General features: G+C 60.8%; 11 protein-coding genes. 6 read left to right on the top strand and 5 right to left on the bottom strand.

Going from position 1 to position 15,751, the window contains the following annotated elements; all coding sequences use genetic code 11:
* Positions 1-52 precede the first annotated feature (52 nt).
* The 4 genes from nosR to AC1DVF_RS13075 all read left to right on the top strand — a co-directional run bounded on the left by nosR (position 53) and on the right by AC1DVF_RS13075 (position 3,078).
* Positions 53-1,414 (top strand): response regulator c-di-GMP phosphodiesterase, NosR family, encoded by a 1,362-nt coding sequence (nosR, locus tag AC1DVF_RS13090; protein WP_095048305.1) that lies wholly within the window; start codon positions 53-55, stop codon positions 1,412-1,414.
* 67 nt (positions 1,415-1,481) lie between these two features.
* Positions 1,482-1,916 (top strand): NUDIX hydrolase, encoded by a 435-nt coding sequence (locus AC1DVF_RS13085; protein ID WP_477782550.1) that lies wholly within the window; start codon positions 1,482-1,484, stop codon positions 1,914-1,916.
* Between the two features lie 23 nt (positions 1,917-1,939).
* Entirely contained in the window at positions 1,940-2,578 is a 639-nt protein-coding gene (locus AC1DVF_RS13080) for a LysE family translocator (RefSeq protein ID WP_460130042.1), read from the top strand.
* A 2-nt stretch (positions 2,579-2,580) separates the two neighbouring features.
* On the top strand, positions 2,581-3,078 hold the full coding sequence (locus tag AC1DVF_RS13075) for a GNAT family N-acetyltransferase (protein WP_099757062.1): 498 nt from the start codon (positions 2,581-2,583) through the stop codon (positions 3,076-3,078).
* Positions 3,079-3,188: 110 nt separating this feature from the next.
* Here the strand turns inward: AC1DVF_RS13075 and metR are convergent, their stop codons facing one another.
* Complete coding sequence (gene metR / locus AC1DVF_RS13070) at positions 3,189-4,106, bottom strand: transcriptional regulator MetR (protein WP_007916739.1); 918 nt, start codon at positions 4,104-4,106, stop codon at positions 3,189-3,191.
* A gap of 149 nt (positions 4,107-4,255) precedes the next feature.
* Positions 4,256-9,802, bottom strand: a complete 5,547-nt coding sequence (locus tag AC1DVF_RS13065) for a dermonecrotic toxin domain-containing protein (protein WP_477782549.1) — start codon at positions 9,800-9,802, stop codon at positions 4,256-4,258.
* Between the two features lie 218 nt (positions 9,803-10,020).
* Here AC1DVF_RS13065 and AC1DVF_RS13060 point away from each other — a divergent pair, with 218 nt between their 5' ends.
* Positions 10,021-11,055 carry an alpha/beta fold hydrolase gene (locus AC1DVF_RS13060; protein ID WP_093430592.1) on the top strand — a complete coding sequence of 345 codons (1,035 nt, stop codon included), beginning with the start codon at positions 10,021-10,023 and terminating at the stop codon, positions 11,053-11,055.
* 168 nt (positions 11,056-11,223) lie between these two features.
* Positions 11,224-11,889 (top strand): DsbA family oxidoreductase, encoded by a 666-nt coding sequence (locus AC1DVF_RS13055; protein WP_477782548.1) that lies wholly within the window; start codon positions 11,224-11,226, stop codon positions 11,887-11,889.
* A 223-nt stretch (positions 11,890-12,112) separates the two neighbouring features.
* On the opposite strand, the gene AC1DVF_RS13050 is transcribed toward AC1DVF_RS13055, so the two are convergent.
* From AC1DVF_RS13050 to aauS, 3 genes are read right to left on the bottom strand one after another with little or no spacing between them, the layout of a single operon-like run.
* Positions 12,113-12,451 carry a GlpM family protein gene (locus AC1DVF_RS13050; protein WP_007916734.1) on the bottom strand — a complete coding sequence of 113 codons (339 nt, stop codon included), beginning with the start codon at positions 12,449-12,451 and terminating at the stop codon, positions 12,113-12,115.
* 11 nt (positions 12,452-12,462) lie between these two features.
* Positions 12,463-13,791, bottom strand: coding sequence for a two-component response regulator AauR (gene aauR, locus AC1DVF_RS13045; protein WP_099757057.1), 1,329 nt, complete (start codon positions 13,789-13,791; stop codon positions 12,463-12,465).
* The gene (gene aauS, locus AC1DVF_RS13040) at positions 13,788-15,689 is read right to left on the bottom strand and encodes a two-component sensor histidine kinase AauS (RefSeq protein WP_093430589.1); all 1,902 of its coding nucleotides are present in this window, start codon (positions 15,687-15,689) and stop codon (positions 13,788-13,790) included. Before aauS ends, aauR begins: the two co-directional genes overlap by 4 nt.
* Between the last annotated feature and the right edge of the window lie 62 nt (positions 15,690-15,751).

The following is a 15,751-nucleotide window of genomic DNA, read 5'->3' as shown; positions in this document are numbered from 1 at the left end:
CGAAGTGTTGGCTCGGTGCGTCGTAATTTCCCTGTTTGCTTGAGGCCATGCCATGGAAGAGCCATCCGCGCCGCTGCCGGCGCATCGACCCACAGTGCTGCTGGTCGATGACGAGGAGTCGATCCTCAACAGCCTGCGCCGCCTGTTACGCGGCCAACCCTACGATCTGCTGTTGGCCACCAGCGGCGCCCAGGCGCTGGAGATCCTCGCGCAGCAGCCGGTGAACCTGGTGATGAGCGATGCGCGGATGCCGGGCATGGACGGTGCGTCGTTACTGGCGCATGTCCGTGAACGTTTTCCGGCGACGGCGCGGATCATGCTCACCGGCTATGCCGACCCGGCGGCGATCATCAAAGCCATCAATGACGGGCAGATTCACCGGTACATCAGCAAACCGTGGAATGACGAAGAGCTGCTGCTGATTCTGCGCCAGTCCCTCGAACACCAGCATTCCGAGCAGGAGCGCCAACGGCTGGAGCGCTTGACCCGGGTGCAGAACGATCAGCTCAAACTGCTTAACAGCACTTTGGAAAAGCATGTCGCAGCGCGCACCGCCGAACTGCAGCAGACCGCCGACATGCTTGATCTGGCATACGAAGAGCTCAAACACAGCTATGTCACCGGTACCGAAGTGTTCTCGCTGCTGGCCAATCTGCGCTTGCCACCTGCCAAACAGACCAACCGGCAGATCATTGAACTGGTGCGCAGCTACTGCAAACAGCATGGGCTGGACGAGGCCACCAGCCGTGATCTGACCATGGCGGCGGCGCTGTACAACATTGGCAAACTGAGCTGGACCGACGCGATGATGACCACGCCCTCGGATCTGCTGCGCCATACCGAACGCGAGCGCTATCGCAGCTATCCGAAGCAGAGCGAATCGTTGCTCATGACCCTGGACCCGATGAAGGATGCGGCGCGTCTGATCCTGCATCATCAGGAGCGCTGGGACGGCAGCGGCTTTCCCGACCGGCTCAAGGGCGAGGGCATTCCGTTCGGCTCACGCTTGCTGAAACTGGCAGTGGATTTCGTCGAGTTGCAGCGCGGTCTGATCCTCGAGCGGCAGATGAACAGCGATGAAGCGCTGCTGTACCTGCGCCAGTACGCCGGGCGTTTGTACGATCCCGATCTGGTCGAGGATTTCATTCAGGTGTGTGCCGCGTTCCTCAGCGACGTGACGCTGGCGGATCCGTCGGTCAAGGTGCTGTCCACTCGGGATCTGGCGGCGGGGATGATTCTGGCGCGCAACCTCAATGCCGATAACGGCATGCTGCTGCTCAATGCCGGCAAGGTGCTCAGCGCGCTGTTGGTGGAAAAGCTGATTGCGTTTGAAGCCATGGAGGGCGGCAAGTACACGATTTTCGTCAAGGTGCCGGAGGAGGTTGAAGCCACGCTCAAGGCGCAGGGGGAATGATCGGTGAGGTGACGTCATTGGGCCGGGCATGGGATCCTTGCGGTTTTTCCAGGCCGGTGGCTGATCCATGACTTCTGCATCCGTTGTCTCTGCAAACCTCATTCATATAGCCGCCGCGCTGTTGCTCAATCCCGCAGGCCAGACTCTGTTGGTGCGCAAGCGCGGCACCACGGCGTTCATGCAACCGGGCGGCAAGATCGAGGCGCACGAGTTGCCGGTGCACGCGCTGGCCCGCGAGCTGGAAGAAGAGCTGGGCTTGCAGATCGATTCGGCGCAGGCAGCTTTTCTCGGCCAGTTCTCGGCGCCTGCGGCCAACGAGCCGGGGTGTGTCGTGCAGGCCGAGATCTTTCAACTGACGATCGAGGCCGACGTCACACCGGCGGCGGAAATCGAAGAAGTGATCTGGGTCGATCCGGCCACTGATCCTGCTGTGGTTCTGGCGCCATTGACACGTGACCTGATCCTGCCGTTTTATCGCAAATCGCTGAGCGCAATCGCCTGATCATCCACGCAAAGGACTTTGCCATGATCCCGCTTCAAGACTTGCTGATTTTCGCCGCTGCCGCATTGCTGATGGTGCTGACGCCGGGGCCGAACATGATCTATCTGATTTCGCGTTCGATCTGTCAGGGACGCAAGGCCGGGGTCACGTCGTTGCTCGGTGTGGTCAGTGGATTCTTTGTGCATATGTTCGCCGCGGCTGCGGGATTGACTGCGGTGTTTCTGGCAGTGCCGATGGCCTATGAAGTGCTGAAGTGGGCCGGTGCGCTGTACCTGCTGTGGCTGGGCTGGCAAGCAGTGAAACCCGGTGCGCGCTCACCGTTCGAGGCGCAGCAATTGCCGCCGGACTCGTCGCGAAAGCTGATCACCATGGGCTTTCTCACCAGCGCGCTGAACCCGAAAATCGCCGTGTTCTACCTCTCGGTGTTTCCGCAGTTCATCTCCCCTGAACACGGCTCGGTGTTCACCCAAAGCATCATTCTCGGCCTGACCCAGATCAGCGTCAGTTTCTGCGTCAATTTGCTGATCGCGCTGTTCGCCGCGGGCATCGCTTCGTGGTTTGTGCGTAACCCGACGTGGCTGGCGCTGCAGCGTTATTTCATGGGCTTCGTCCTCGGCGGCCTCGCTGTGCGGCTGATGCTTGAGCAACGCAGGACGGCGTGAACATGTGGATCGAACGGCTGGACGCCAGTCATGCCCTGGCTTACCGCGAACTGATGCTCGAAGCCTATGACCGCCATCCGCAGGCGTTCACCTCCAGCGTTCGCGAACGCGCGGTGATGCCATTGAGCTGGTGGGAGGGGCGTCTGACCAGCAAGCTCGATGTGGTGCTTGGCGCGTTTGAAGCCGGCGCGCTGGCCGGCATCGTCGGCCTGGCCCTCGAACCGCGCGAGAAGGCTCGCCACAAGGCCACGTTGTTCGGCATGTACGTCTCGGCGGATTTTCGTCAGCACGGTCTGGGCCATGAACTGGTACAGGCGGCCATTACCGAAGCGCAAAACCACCCGGCACTGAAACTGCTCCAGCTTACCGTTACCGCCGGCAATGACGCCGCGTTCAATCTCTACCAGCGCTGCGGCTTTATCCAGTTCGGCCTCGAACCGTTGGCGGTGCGGGTGGGCGAAGACTACTTCGACAAGATCCACATGTGGCGTCAACTCTGATATTGCGCTGATCCCTGTGGGAGCGAGCCTGCTCGCGAAGGCAATCTGACAGTCACTATTTGTGTGTCTGATACATCGCTTTCGCGAGCAAGCTCGCTCCCACAAGTGACTCAGCGAACCGCGCTGACACCGTCCAGGGTCGAGAACGACGTGTCCTTCGCCGTCAGGAGAAAATCCCGCATGTACGGTGCATCGAGCATGTCGGTGCGAATCGCCGCGTACAACGTTGCGAACAGGCCTTTTTCCCCCAGCCGTTTACCCTTCACGTAACCGCGCGAGCTGTATTCGTGCAGCGCCCAGTGCGGCATGCCACAGACGCCACGGCCGCTGGCGACCAGTTGCATCATCATCACCGTCAGTTCCGAAGTACGCACCTGCGCCGGCTCGATGTCGGCCGGTTCCAGGAAGCGTGTGAAGATGTCGAGACGGTCGCGTTCCACCGGGTAGGTGATCAGCGTTTCCGTCAGCAAGTCTTCGGGGACGATGTACGGCTTGCTCGCCAGCGCATGCTGATTGGCCACGGCAAGCATGGCTTCGTAGGTGAACAGCGGTACATAGGTGATGCCGGCGATTTCCAGTGGATCGGAAGTCACCACCAGATCCAGATCGCCACGCGCCAGCGCCGGCAGCGGTGCGAAGGCGAAACCCGAAGCGAGGTCGAGTTCGACTTCCGGCCAGGCATCGCGGAACTGGTCGATGGTCGGCATCAGCCACTGAAAGCAGCTGTGGCATTCGATGGCCATGTGCAAACGCCCGGCCGTACCACCGGCGAGACGGCCGATATCCCGCTCGGCGGCGCGCAACAGCGGCAGGGTTGCGTCAGCCAGTTGCAGCAAGCGCAAACCGGCGCTGGTGAACCGTACCGGTTTGGTCTTGCGCACGAACAACGCCATGCCCAGGCGTTCCTCAAGCTCCTTGAACTGGTGGGACAGCGCCGACTGCGTCAGGTGCAAACGGTCGGCGGCATCGACCAGGCTGTCGGCTTCACGCAAGGCGTGCAGGGTTTTCAGGTGACGGATTTCAAGCACCGAAGGCTCCATGAGGAAAACTTGTGATAAGCGCAAAGAGGGTGAGTTTGTCTCATGATGATAGCGCTGTCGACATCGACGCGTTCTTTTACGGCAGAACCGCCGAGTGATGGCTCGGCAGTTCTTCCTATGACTACAGTGCCTTATGCTCAGAGTCCCTCGAAATGCCGCAGGACAATGGACTGTGCAGTGATTCTGGAATCAAGCAGGGTCGGGTCGTCAGCGTGAGTCAGCTTGCGATGCGCCGGCAGTTTCAGGTGGGCTCTTTCGAATTGGCGCAAGGGGCGGGTCGCCGAACGGTAATGGAAATGCACGTACCAGAGTAATTGCGCGGGCTCCTGTGTGAGGTTCCAGACCTCATATTCCTGCAGGTAGTTGGGGCGCCCCTGATGATCCGCCAGTTTTCGGATCGCAAGGGGTTTGCGGATCTCCACCGCGTTCTGTCCGATGAGGTCATCAAGCATGCCGTCGGTGGGCTTTTGACTGGTCATCGAGCGTTGGGTGCGCAAGGCGCGACCTTCGACGATCAGCTCGGCGGCCTGATCGCGCAATTGCTGGATGATCGGTTGCTCTGCCGATTTGGCAGCGATACCGTCGGCACGGGTGGTGAGTTCACTCGCATGACTGTCCATCATGTGCTGCAGGTCGACGGGCAGCATGCCGCGATTGGCGTTGCTCTGCACCGTGGTGCGGTAAGTGGCCACGTTCTCCAGACGTTGCTGTGCCTCGGTTACCAGGGTGGCCAGACTCAGCTCGGCGGGGGAGGGAACTGCCAGGTTTTGCGGGTTGGTCAGGCGCACGACGCCATCGGCGCCATGTTCCCAGATTTCTTCATAGCCTCCAATCCCGGTACTTCTGTATTGACGGGCGTTGGTCAGGTTATCCCATTGCTCCACGCCATGGCGCAATTGGTTGTCATCAGTGATGAACACGCGCTGCAGGGGTCGCCCCGCGACCCTCGGTTCGGGTGGCCTGTTGATAGCGGCACGCGCTCGATCCGCCAGGCGATCAACGCCTTCCAGCAAGGGCTCGACTACGTCCAGATGAAAGAATTGCGGACAGCTGGCGGTCCATACCGCCATCTCGCGCCGATACTCGACGCAAGTGTCGATGCTTTCCTGAAGAATGCGATTACGTTGGGCGGTCGTGTTCTGCATATTCGGCAAGTCGTACTGGCGGTACAGATGCAGATCGATTCTGTTGCGCAGGGACTCTGCCATCGTCACAAAATAGCGCCACGAGGCATCGTCGGGGCTGCCGGCTTTTCTGACGATTTCCAGGCGTTGGGAGGTTTTCAGGTACAGCAGGATGGGTTCACTGTGACGGCTGTTAGTGTTATCGACCAGCGCCGACATTTTCGGCCGGTCTTTAGCCAGCATGCGTCCATACCAGTGATTGACCTGGTCCCTGAGTTCGCCCAACTGATCGAGCTGGTTGACGATCTCGACACGAAACCTGTGTATGTTTTCAATGTGTTTCAAACGTTCAGCCACAGCATCACCCGGCAGCGCATTGTGTAGCTGCTTCAATCGGTCGATTGCTCGTGTCATGCCATGAATTTTATGCGACAGGTGAAAGGCGCGCCGCTGGTAACGATCAGTCAACAGCCATGCGGTCTTGCTTTGCATTTTGGCGACAGTCCTGTGTTTTCTGCCTTGGGTCAGCGCAGTCAACTCGGTCAACGCCTCATAACGTTGCCTGGCCAGTTGGATATCGCCAATGCATGCGGCTTCGGCCGTTGGCAACATGGTCAGGCGTTGCGCTTCCGTGGCTTCGGCGTAGGCATTGATCACCTGGTCACTTTTCGCTCCCCTGAGTTGCAATTGGCGGCCCAAATTGTTTGCGGTGGCGGCCAGTTGATGGTGGCGGCGGAAGTTTCGATCTACCAGCCAGCGCGGCAGGCGTTGCCGAATCACCGACGGCCAGTAAGGGTCGAGTGTATCGACCAGGCGCCCGCCGACATTGCCACCCCCCACCACGCCACCTTCAAGGGCTGTGCCATAGACGCCAAACCAGGTATCCCATTGCCCGCTTTCATCCAGTGCGATCGGCTGCTTGTAGGTTTTTCGCGAGTTGCCGGACAGACGCCAGCTGCGCGAATCCCGGCTCAGCTCCACTTGGTAGACGCGGCCCTGACGTTCGATGAAGTCGCCGTCGGCAAGCCGGTAGATCCCGCGGTAGAGGCCGTGGCTGGCCGGTTCTGTGCCGCCCAGGGAAATCGGTTTTTCATAGTCGTAATCCTTGAAGCGCGCCAGCACATGTCGTGCGTGGCGCTGCGACTTGACCTGCAGTGTCGCCACATCGCGCACCACCGCGTGCAGCTGACGCGCCCGAGTCAACGCGCGGGTCGTCCGGGAGAGCGTCGAGGCCGCGGCTTCACCCGGGAGCAGATCCATGAAGGCGTCGATCAGCGACAGCAGCATTGACTCGATTTCCACCAGACCGTCAGCCACGTCACCACGCAAGAACGCGGCGGCTGCCTGATTGGCAGCGGTCCAGGCCTGATAGAGGGCCAGCACACTGCCGACGAAGGGCACCATGCCCAAGGCCATTTTGATGTAGTTGAAGGCGCGCGGGCCTTTCAGGGCGTAGCGCTCGAAGAACAGTTCATCGTTGGAGCGCGACGTGCCGCGATGGGCCTCGATCAAGCGTCCCATGTGCGCATCGAGCAGGTGTGCGGCCAGCGAGGTACTGGCCGGCCAGCGCACACCGACTTTGATGATCGCATCGAAGTTTTTTTCCACGGCCTGACCGATTCGGTTGACATGGGCCCTGACGTTACCTTGCAACGTTCTGTGCGCCAGGTACTCGATCCACTTGTCACTTGCGCACAAGGTGAACAGTCCTTTGCGCGCCGCTTCGAGCGTGTCGTAGCGGCGCAAGAACTGCCCGTCGTGGCTGTCCGGCAGGTACAGCAGGGTGACGCCGCTGATCTGCTCTTCGATGAAGCTGACGCCGGACAGGGTCACCGGGCCTTCGCCGGGAGTGTCCTTGCCGCCGACTTTCAGCGACACCGGCAACAGCACAAGACGCTTGTCGCTGGCTTGCCACGCTTGTGGGGTGTCGGCGTCGATGGCGATGTTCAGCAGTGCCGCTTCATCAGCGCTGAGGTGTTTTTGCAGGCGTGCATTTTCGCTCTGTATTTTCAGCATCAGGCGCCACGGCTCGATCAGGCTTTCCCGGCGATGTTGTTTGACGAATGCTGACTCGCTGGCGGCGCCCTGAAAGGCATCACGGATCTTCTGCTCATAGACTTTGGGCAGGTCCAGCTCCGGCAGAACCTTGCGCAGATAGGTCAGGTTGATGCCGTTGAGCAGGCGCGTCCGATCCTTTTTATGCGTCGCGGTGATCTCCAGACGCAAGAAGATCAAGCGTTGTGACAGCGAGTCATTGAGCACCGATTGCACGTTATCGATATTGAGCTGGGCCAGGTCCTCCAGTGACATTTTGCTGCGTGCTTTGCTGGGCACAATGGTCGTGATCTTTCTGACGCCACCCGGCCCCGACTCCGGGACCTGTTCGGTTTTGGTCGAGTCGGGCAGTTCGACTTGTATGGAAAAGTCGCCCTCAAGGGAAAAGTCCCTGCGCAATCGGGCGTGCAGATGACGGCGGGTGAAGTCATCACGAGGTTCCAGCGCAAGGGTCATGAGGGCGTGGCTTTGACGCATCGCCGCGACGTACGCCTCGATGTTCTGTTTCAGCGCGCTACGCTCGTTTTCCTTGAGTTTGACCAGCCAGCCCGGCAGGTTGCCGGCGAGGGTGCCGCTGCGTTGCTGTTCCTGCAGATGAGTGAAAGCCAGGTGTCTGGCGGCGTGCAGCGGAACCTGAAGATTGGCCAGGCAGCCCTGGCGCAGAACCTCCAGCGCGTCAGCCTGTTCGGGTTTGCCGCGCAGGGGTGTGGCTTTCGCTTCGAAGTCGCTCACCAGCGCGTTGAGGCAATAAAGCAACGGGTCGGTGGTGATCGGACTCAGTTGCAGGGCCAGGTCGTTGTCGTCGTCGAGAATCCTGAACACCTCGCGCGCCAGTGTCCGGCGATCGGCAAAGCGTTGCAGGCCACCGCCATTGCCCGGCCAGTAGAGCATCAGACTGGAAGTGTCCGAGAGTGCCGCCTGGCGTCCGATGACGAGTGCGCCCTTGAGCACTTCGCTTTGCGTTGTTGTGATTCCGTCCCTGGTTTCGCTCAGTGACAAGGTCAGGCTGGCCGCCGTGATATCCGTGTCGCGCTCGGCCGCGACGGGGGTGTCCAGCACGGCCTTGAGCAGATCGTGTTCGGCGCTGTCGAGTTGGCCAAGGGTTGCTTGCAGTCTGCCTTCGGCATCCAGGCCGTCCCGGTGTGCCTGACGCAGGGCACTGAGCGCGGTGTTGAAGGTATTCGCGTCGAGGGCCGTTTCGCGGTAAAGCAGGGTTGTGGCAGTGGTCGCGCCAGTTTGTTCGGCGGCTTCCAGCGCTTTGAGGGCGTCCTGGCATTCTCGGTATCGAGAGCCGTCGCTGTCATTGGCCTGCAAGCGCTCAAGCGCCTCGCGTTGGCGTTTGAGCGCCGCGTGGCGCACCGCCAGTGGAATCCCGGCGGACAGGCTGCCGAACAGCGGTGTTTCGTCGGTCTCGACATCGCTGGCGGAGTTGAGCGGTTTTGGCGGCGCCGCCACGATGATCGCGCTGCTGCGCTGATGATCAATCAGGTCGACATGCACCAGTGAGCGCGCGCCATGCGCCCTGAGCCCGGGATGGCCTTTGTTGGTATTGCTCAAGGCGTCGAGCTGCGCGTGGTGACGGTCGGCGAACAGATCGCTGGCGCCAGTGACCATCGGGTCAAGCGCTGTGCTGTAGTCAACGCGAAGGATTTCCTTGGGCAGTCCGGTGGGGATCTGTACCTGATGGGTCAGCCACGTCTGCATGTCTGCGCGGGTGGTGAAGGCCTGGATCGATGTGGCGTTTCCGGGCAGATAAAGCAAAGGCGCCGCCGTGGCCAAATCGCCGACGCTGACGACCCATGCACCGGGGAGTTTGATTTTGCTGTCGTTGCTCAGCACCAGGGCCAACTTTTCCGTGTGCACAGGTTGACCCTCGATTGTCAGCGCGCCAGCACCTGAATCAATGATCAGTTGCAGCGTTTTGAGTTGCGCCGGGGTAATCGTCTGATGGGCGAGAGCCATGTGCGCAGTGGCTTCGAAATGCTCGCGGTAAAGCTGCGTGGCGCGGGTACGTCGTGACACCGGTGTGCGCGGCGCTCGCGCGTCCCAGAATTCTGCCCAGCGAATCTCGTGGCTTTGGCGTGGGTCGAGGGCTTTGAGTTTTTCCAGGAGCTGCAGGGGCTTCAGGTTGGATAACAGATGGCCCGCGCGGATACCGGTGAGGACACAACGCTGATCCAGATCGGTTTCCAGTGTCGGGTGTTGAACGACAAAGGCACAGGCGTCGGTGAGGCTGACGATGTGCTCCGGCTGGTCAGCGGTGGCCGCAAAGCGCAGGCCGGTCTTTTCGCCGTCCAGTTGCAGTTGTTGGCGCAGCAATTCATTGACGCTGTCGCGCAGTGCCGGGCTGGCGGCAAACAAATCGCGCAAACCCTCGCTGCTGGCGCGCCAGCGTTGGCAAGCCTGCAGCAGCAGGCTGTCATCAATCGTTTTCGGTAGCTGTTCGACGGCCTCGGGCAACGGTGACGGTGCGGGGAGCTCATCCAGAATAAGACGCTCGAGCATGGTGGCGTGACTCGCATTGGCGGGGCGGGGAATCCGTCCCTGAGCGGGTCATTCAAGAGAAATCGCGCAAGGCGATGGCGGTACATAGATATTGTTTGCAACCACCGCCCATGACCACTCGGCACTCTTCATCAAACTGTCATCGAAGTGTGGCAGCGCGCTTGAACAAACTTCATCAGACTCGCGCTCTACTGGGGTTCTGCGTTTCGGTGTTTTTCATGGTCAAGGGTTTTGTATCGGTCGCGGCTGTTCTGGTCGCGATTTTTTTCGGATCGTCGTCTTGGGCGGCGGCGCGTTGCGACGTCAATGTGCCGACCGAGCACGCTGATCTGCAGCAGGTGAGCCTGGCTTACCAGAGCATTGGTCGCGCGTCGGATCCGGCGTTGTTGCTGGTCATGGGCTTGGGTGGACAGTTGATCCACTGGCCGGACGAAGTAGTGGTTGCGCTGTGTCAGCAGGGTTTTCGGGTGATTCGCTATGACAACCGCGACGTCGGTCTGTCGACCTGGCGGCAGGCGCCGGCTGACGCCAATCTGACCTTCGAAGTGCTGCGCTACAAGCTCGGTCTACCGGTGGCAGCGCCTTACAGCCTGACCGACATGGCAGACGACGCGCTGGGCTTGATGGACGCGTTGCATGTCGAGCAATTCCACGTGCTGGGCGCGAGCATGGGCGGGATGATTGCCCAGCACATGGCGGCGATGGCACCGCAGCGGGTCGAGAGTCTGACATTGATCATGACCACCTCGGGCGCCGAAGGTCTGCCGGCACCCAGCGCGGCGCTGGTGCAGTTGTTGTCGCGTCGCGGCGCACCGAATCGACAGGTGGCGCTGGAACAGCAGGCTGATCTGCTGGCCGCGCTGGGCAGCCCGGCGGTCACCGATGATCGCCAGGTCTTGCTGCATCAGGCTGCGCTGTCGTATGACCGCGCGTTCAATCCCGAAGGCGTGAAGCGGCAGATCATGGCGATTCTTGCCGAGCCGAGCCGGGTGGCATTGCTCAATCAATTGCGGGTACCGACGCTGGTGGTGCATGGCACGGCGGATCCGTTGTTGCCGGTGATGCACGGGGTTCATCTGGCGGCGCATATTCGCGGCAGCCAGTTGAAACTGATTCCGGGGTTGGCGCATCGCTTTCAGGAGGCGTTCAAGGAGCCGTTGCTGGCGGCGGTGCTGCCGTATTTGCAGGCGCATCGTGAAGACACTTCGCATTGGGCGCAGATTGAGCCGGTGGTGGGCGGGAATCTGCTGTAACCAAAAGTGGGCGGTGTTGGTTATGGCCTCTTCGCGAGCAAGCTCGCTCCCACAGGGGAATGCGATCTAAATGTGGGAGCGAGCTTGCTCGCGAAGGGGGCACCGCAAAATCCGGCCGGGGTGTATCGTGCAAATTTTCCCGCACGATTTCCCCCCGCGAGGTGTGTGATGAGTTCTGCCTTGAAAATCGATTTTGTCAGCGACGTCTCCTGCCCCTGGTGTGTCGTCGGTTTGCGTGGCCTGTTACAGGCACTCGAGATCCTACGCAACGAAGTGCAGGCCGAGATCCGTTTTCAGCCGTTCGAACTCAATCCGAAAATGGGCGCAGACGGGCAGAACATCGCTGAGCACATTCAAGAGAAGTACGGCTCGACCCCGGAGCAATCGCAGAAAAATCGCGAAGCTATTCGTGCCCGTGGCGCTGAACTCGGGTTTGCGTTTCGCACTGACGGCAACAGCCGTATCTACAACACTTTTGATGCGCACCGCTTGCTGCACTGGGCCGGGCTCGAAGGTGTGCAACTGCTGTTGAAAGAGGCGCTGTTCAAGGCGTATTTCAGCGATGGCGGCAATCCGTCGGATCATCGGCAACTGGTGCAAATTGCGGAAAGTGTCGGGCTGGATCGTCAGCGAGCCGAGGCGATTCTGGCGTCCGACGAGTTTGCCGATGAGGTGCGTGAAGACGAGCAATTGTGGTTGCAGCGCGGGGTGAGTTCGGTGCCGACCGTGGTGTTCAACGGTCAGTATGCGGTGACCGGCGGGCAACCGGTGGAGACGTTTGTCGGGGCAATCCGGCAGATCATGGCTGAGTCCAAGGGCGGCACTGTCAGCTGATATCGGTGGGAGCCAAAAACCCCTCACCCTAACCCTCCCGAAACGTCGGACCGCCCAGAGGGAGAGGGGACTGATTGGGGGATGCTGGAGTTGTACACCGACCTAAACGTGCTGTACCGAATCCATAATCAACTGGATCTTTCAGGTCAATGTCAAATGCAAGACACCTCGGTCGGCCCCCTCTCCCTCCGGGAGAGGGCTGGGGTGAGGGTGGCTTTTAACCTTAGCTGTGCAGCCGAACCCACACAGTCACCAACACCGTGGCGGCCATCAACCAGGCCACCGCCGCCACCGCCAACGAAGCCTCCAGCCGCAGCCGATCCACCATCACATACAACGTCGCCAGATACACAAAGTACGGAATGATCGACCACATGCCGAACACAATCGTGGTCTTCAAATCCTCAATCGAACGCCCCTTGCCGACGATGTAATGCGCAATCAGCGCAAACGTCGGAAACAGCGGCACCAATCCGGCGATGTAGTAGTTTTTGGTTTTCGACAGCGCCGCGATGATCAGTACTACCGCGGCGCCCAACAGGGCTTTGAAAAACAGATCCACATCGTTCTCGCTTAATGGCTCAACCCGTACTTTTTCACTTTGTCGAACAGCGTGGTCTTGGCCATGCCCAATTCCAGGCTGGCCTGAGTCAGGTTACCGCCGCTGCGTTGCAGGGCGTCGCTGAGCAGGTTGCGCTCGAACGCTTCCACCGCTTCGGCAAACGCCAGGCCTTGTCCGCCACTGCTGGCGCCGGACTTTTTGAACGCCGGCAGGCCGAGGGCAAAACGTTCGGCGACGTTGCGCAGTTCGCGCACATTGCCTGGCCAATCGTGGCTCATCAGGTTCGACAGGGTCTGGTTGTCCAGTTCCGGCAGCGCGCGGTCGAAACGCAGGGCTGACTGCTGGGTGAAGTGTTCGAACAGTTGCAGGATGTCTTCGCGGCGCTCGCGCAATGGCGGCAGTTCCAGGGTCACGACGTTGAGGCGGTAGTACAGGTCGCTGCGAAACTCGCCAGCCTTGCTCGCTCCGTCGAGGTCGGATTTGGTTGCTGCGATCACCCGGCAATCCACGGCCACGCTCTGGTTCGAGCCGAGACGTTCGAGGGTCCGCTCCTGCAACACGCGCAGCAGTTTGATCTGCAATGGCAGCGGCATGCTTTCCACTTCGTCGAGGAACAGCGTGCCGCCGTCGGCGTGTTCGATCTTGCCGATACGGCGTTTGCCGGCACCGGTAAAGGCGTTGGCCTCGTGGCCGAAAATCTCGCTTTCAAAAAGGTTTTCCGGCAGCCCGCCGCAGTTCAGCGCGACGAATTGCTTGCTGTGGCGACGACTGAAATCGTGCAGGCAGCGGGCGACCAGTTCCTTACCGGTGCCGGTCTCGCCTTCGATCAGCACGTTGGCCGAAGTGTCGGCGACGTTGGCAATCAGTTCGCGCAGGTTCTGCATCGCCGGCGAGCGGCCAATGATCCGCCCCTCAAGGGAGTCGCGCTCGGCCAGTTGCCGGCGCAGCGATGAGACCTCGCGGGCGAGGCTGCGTTGCTCCAGCGCCCGCCGTGCGACGTCGACCAGACGCTCCGGCGAGAACGGTTTTTCCATGAAGTCGTAGGCGCCTTTCTGCATCGCGCCGACGGCCATGGAAATGTCGCCGTGGCCGGTGATCAACACCACCGGCAGGCTGCGATCACGTTGCTTGAGGCGGGTCAGCAGTTCGAGGCCATCGATGCCCGGCAGGCGAATGTCGCTGATGACGATGCCGGCAAAGTTGTCGCCGACGCGCTCCAGCGCTTCTTCTGCACTGCCGACGCCGACACAGGGAATGTCTTCGAGGGTCAGCGCCTGTTGGCAGCCGAGCAGCACATGGGGGTCGTCTTCGACGATCAGCACACTAAGGTCGTGGTTCATATTGGCTCGGCAGGAGTAGGGCTTACCAACGGTAAACTGAGGACGAAGGTGGTGCCACCGCTGGCCGGGTGTTCGACACCCAGATGCCCGCCGGTGGCGGCGGCGAGGCTGGCGGAAAGGGTCAGGCCAAGGCCCAGGCCTTGTTCGCCGGGTTTGGTGGTGAAGAACGGTTCGAACAGATGCTTGCGCGCTTCAGCGTCGATGCCGTGACCGTTGTCACGTACACGCAGGCGGTATTTGGCGTTGAATTCTTCACCCTCCAGCCACAGCTCGGGCAGGGGTTGCGCCTGCATGGCGTCGAGGGCATTGCCGATCAGGTTGACCAGAATCTGTTCGAGGCGGGTCTGGTCGATCTGCACCTGGACATCGATGAACTGGCGGTGAATGTTGACCGCCGAACTCTCCAGGCGTGCACCGAGCAATTGCAGCGCAGCCTCCACGGCTTTGCCGAGGCTGGCCTGGCCCTGGTTGTCACCGCGCCGGGCGAACGAACGCAGGCTGGCGGTGATCCGGCCCATGCGGTCGATCAGCTCGTTGATGGTTTTCAGATTGGTGCTGGCGACATCCAGTTGACCTCTTTCGAGGAAGCGCACGGTGTTGCCCGATAGCGTACGCATCGCCGCCAGCGGCTGGTTCAATTCGTGAGCGATGCTGGTCGACATCTGACCGATGGCAGCGAGCTTGCCGGCCTGCACCAGTTCATCCTGCGCACGGCGCAACGTCTCTTCGGCCTGACGCCGTTCGCGGATCTGGCTCTTCAGGCGCTCGTTGCTGGCGCGCAGATCAGTGGTGCGTTCGGTAATCCGACGCTCCAGTTGATTGTTGGCTTCCTGCAAGGCTTCGCGGGCGGCGAGACGGGTGGCGATGACCTTGCGCCGCTCGTTCCAGGCGATCAACAGGAATGCCACCAGCGCAAACGCGACGGCGACCAGAATTCCTTGGTTGATGGCTTCGCGGCGCAGGTCCTGCAACGGCGTGAGCAGGGTGAAATTCCACGGTGTGTCGCTCAGTGGCCGGGTCTGTGCCAGATAGCTGATGTCGTCATCGTCGGAGCGCACTTCGCTGTTGGCGGGGAAGGTCAGTTTTTCCACGCCTTCGGACAGGGTTTCCCGGGCCAGCGGTTGCAGCTCGTTGAGCGGGAACCAGTAGTACTGCAGGCTGCGGGCGAGTTTTTCTTTGGTTTCGTCGGTGAGCGGGATCACTGACTTGAGGCGTCGGGCCGGATCGCTGGAGAGAATGATGATGCCGTTCTCATCGCTGACAAAGGCTTCTAGACGCGCGCGTTGCCAGCGTTCTTCCATGGCTTCCAGGCGCACTTTGACCACGGCGACGCCGATGATCTTGCCATGCTCTTCGAGGCCGTGGGCGAGGTAATAGCCGGGCTCGCCGTTGGTGCTGCCGATGCCGTAGAAACGCCCCGGCTCGCCGCGTACGGCTTTCTGGAAATAGGCGCGGAAGGACAGGTCTTCACCGAGATAACTGTCGACATCGCGCCAGTTGCTGGTGGCCATGACACGGCCGGTGGTGTCCATCACGTAGATGGCCCGACTGCGACTGCGCCGGTTCAGGCCTTCAAGGTAATCGTTGACCGTTCGCCGGTGTTCCGGGGTCGGGTCGGCCAGCAACTGCGACACACTGGTTTCGAGTTCCAGCAGGCTGGGCAGGTAGGTGTATTTGCTGATTTCGCTTTCGACGGCGCGGGCGTTCAGTTCGAGCTGACGCTGACCGTTTTCACTGAGGCTGCGAATGCCAAAATGCTCACTGGTCCAGAAGCCGGCGTAACCCAGCCCGATCATCAGGATGATGACCAGCGGCGGCAGAAACAGATGGCGAATCAGACGAGGCTTCACGGCAAGTGATGGCGGCGCGGCGCGATAGAGATTGGGGTCGCATTTCATCACAGTTGCCTTGGGTCAACCACCACACTTGCAGGCTCACCGCTGTCCCTGTGGGAGCGAGC

The organism is Pseudomonas sp. P4_D7, assembly GCF_056401755.1.
Note: the sequence above shows the minus strand (reverse complement) of the source record. Positions and strands in the feature narration are given on the sequence as shown.

Coding starts and splice junctions, on each gene's coding strand:
- aauR (WP_099757057.1), bottom strand. CDS start 13,791: ATGAACCACGACCTTAGTGTGCTGATCGTCGAAGACGACCCCCATGTG.
- nosR (WP_095048305.1), top strand. CDS start 53: ATGGAAGAGCCATCCGCGCCGCTGCCGGCGCATCGACCCACAGTGCTG.
- AC1DVF_RS13080 (WP_460130042.1), top strand. CDS start 1,940: ATGATCCCGCTTCAAGACTTGCTGATTTTCGCCGCTGCCGCATTGCTG.
- AC1DVF_RS13055 (WP_477782548.1), top strand. CDS start 11,224: ATGAGTTCTGCCTTGAAAATCGATTTTGTCAGCGACGTCTCCTGCCCC.
- AC1DVF_RS13085 (WP_477782550.1), top strand. CDS start 1,482: ATGACTTCTGCATCCGTTGTCTCTGCAAACCTCATTCATATAGCCGCC.
- AC1DVF_RS13065 (WP_477782549.1), bottom strand. CDS start 9,802: ATGCTCGAGCGTCTTATTCTGGATGAGCTCCCCGCACCGTCACCGTTG.
- AC1DVF_RS13060 (WP_093430592.1), top strand. CDS start 10,021: ATGGTCAAGGGTTTTGTATCGGTCGCGGCTGTTCTGGTCGCGATTTTT.
- aauS (WP_093430589.1), bottom strand. CDS start 15,689: ATGAAATGCGACCCCAATCTCTATCGCGCCGCGCCGCCATCACTTGCC.
- AC1DVF_RS13075 (WP_099757062.1), top strand. CDS start 2,581: ATGTGGATCGAACGGCTGGACGCCAGTCATGCCCTGGCTTACCGCGAA.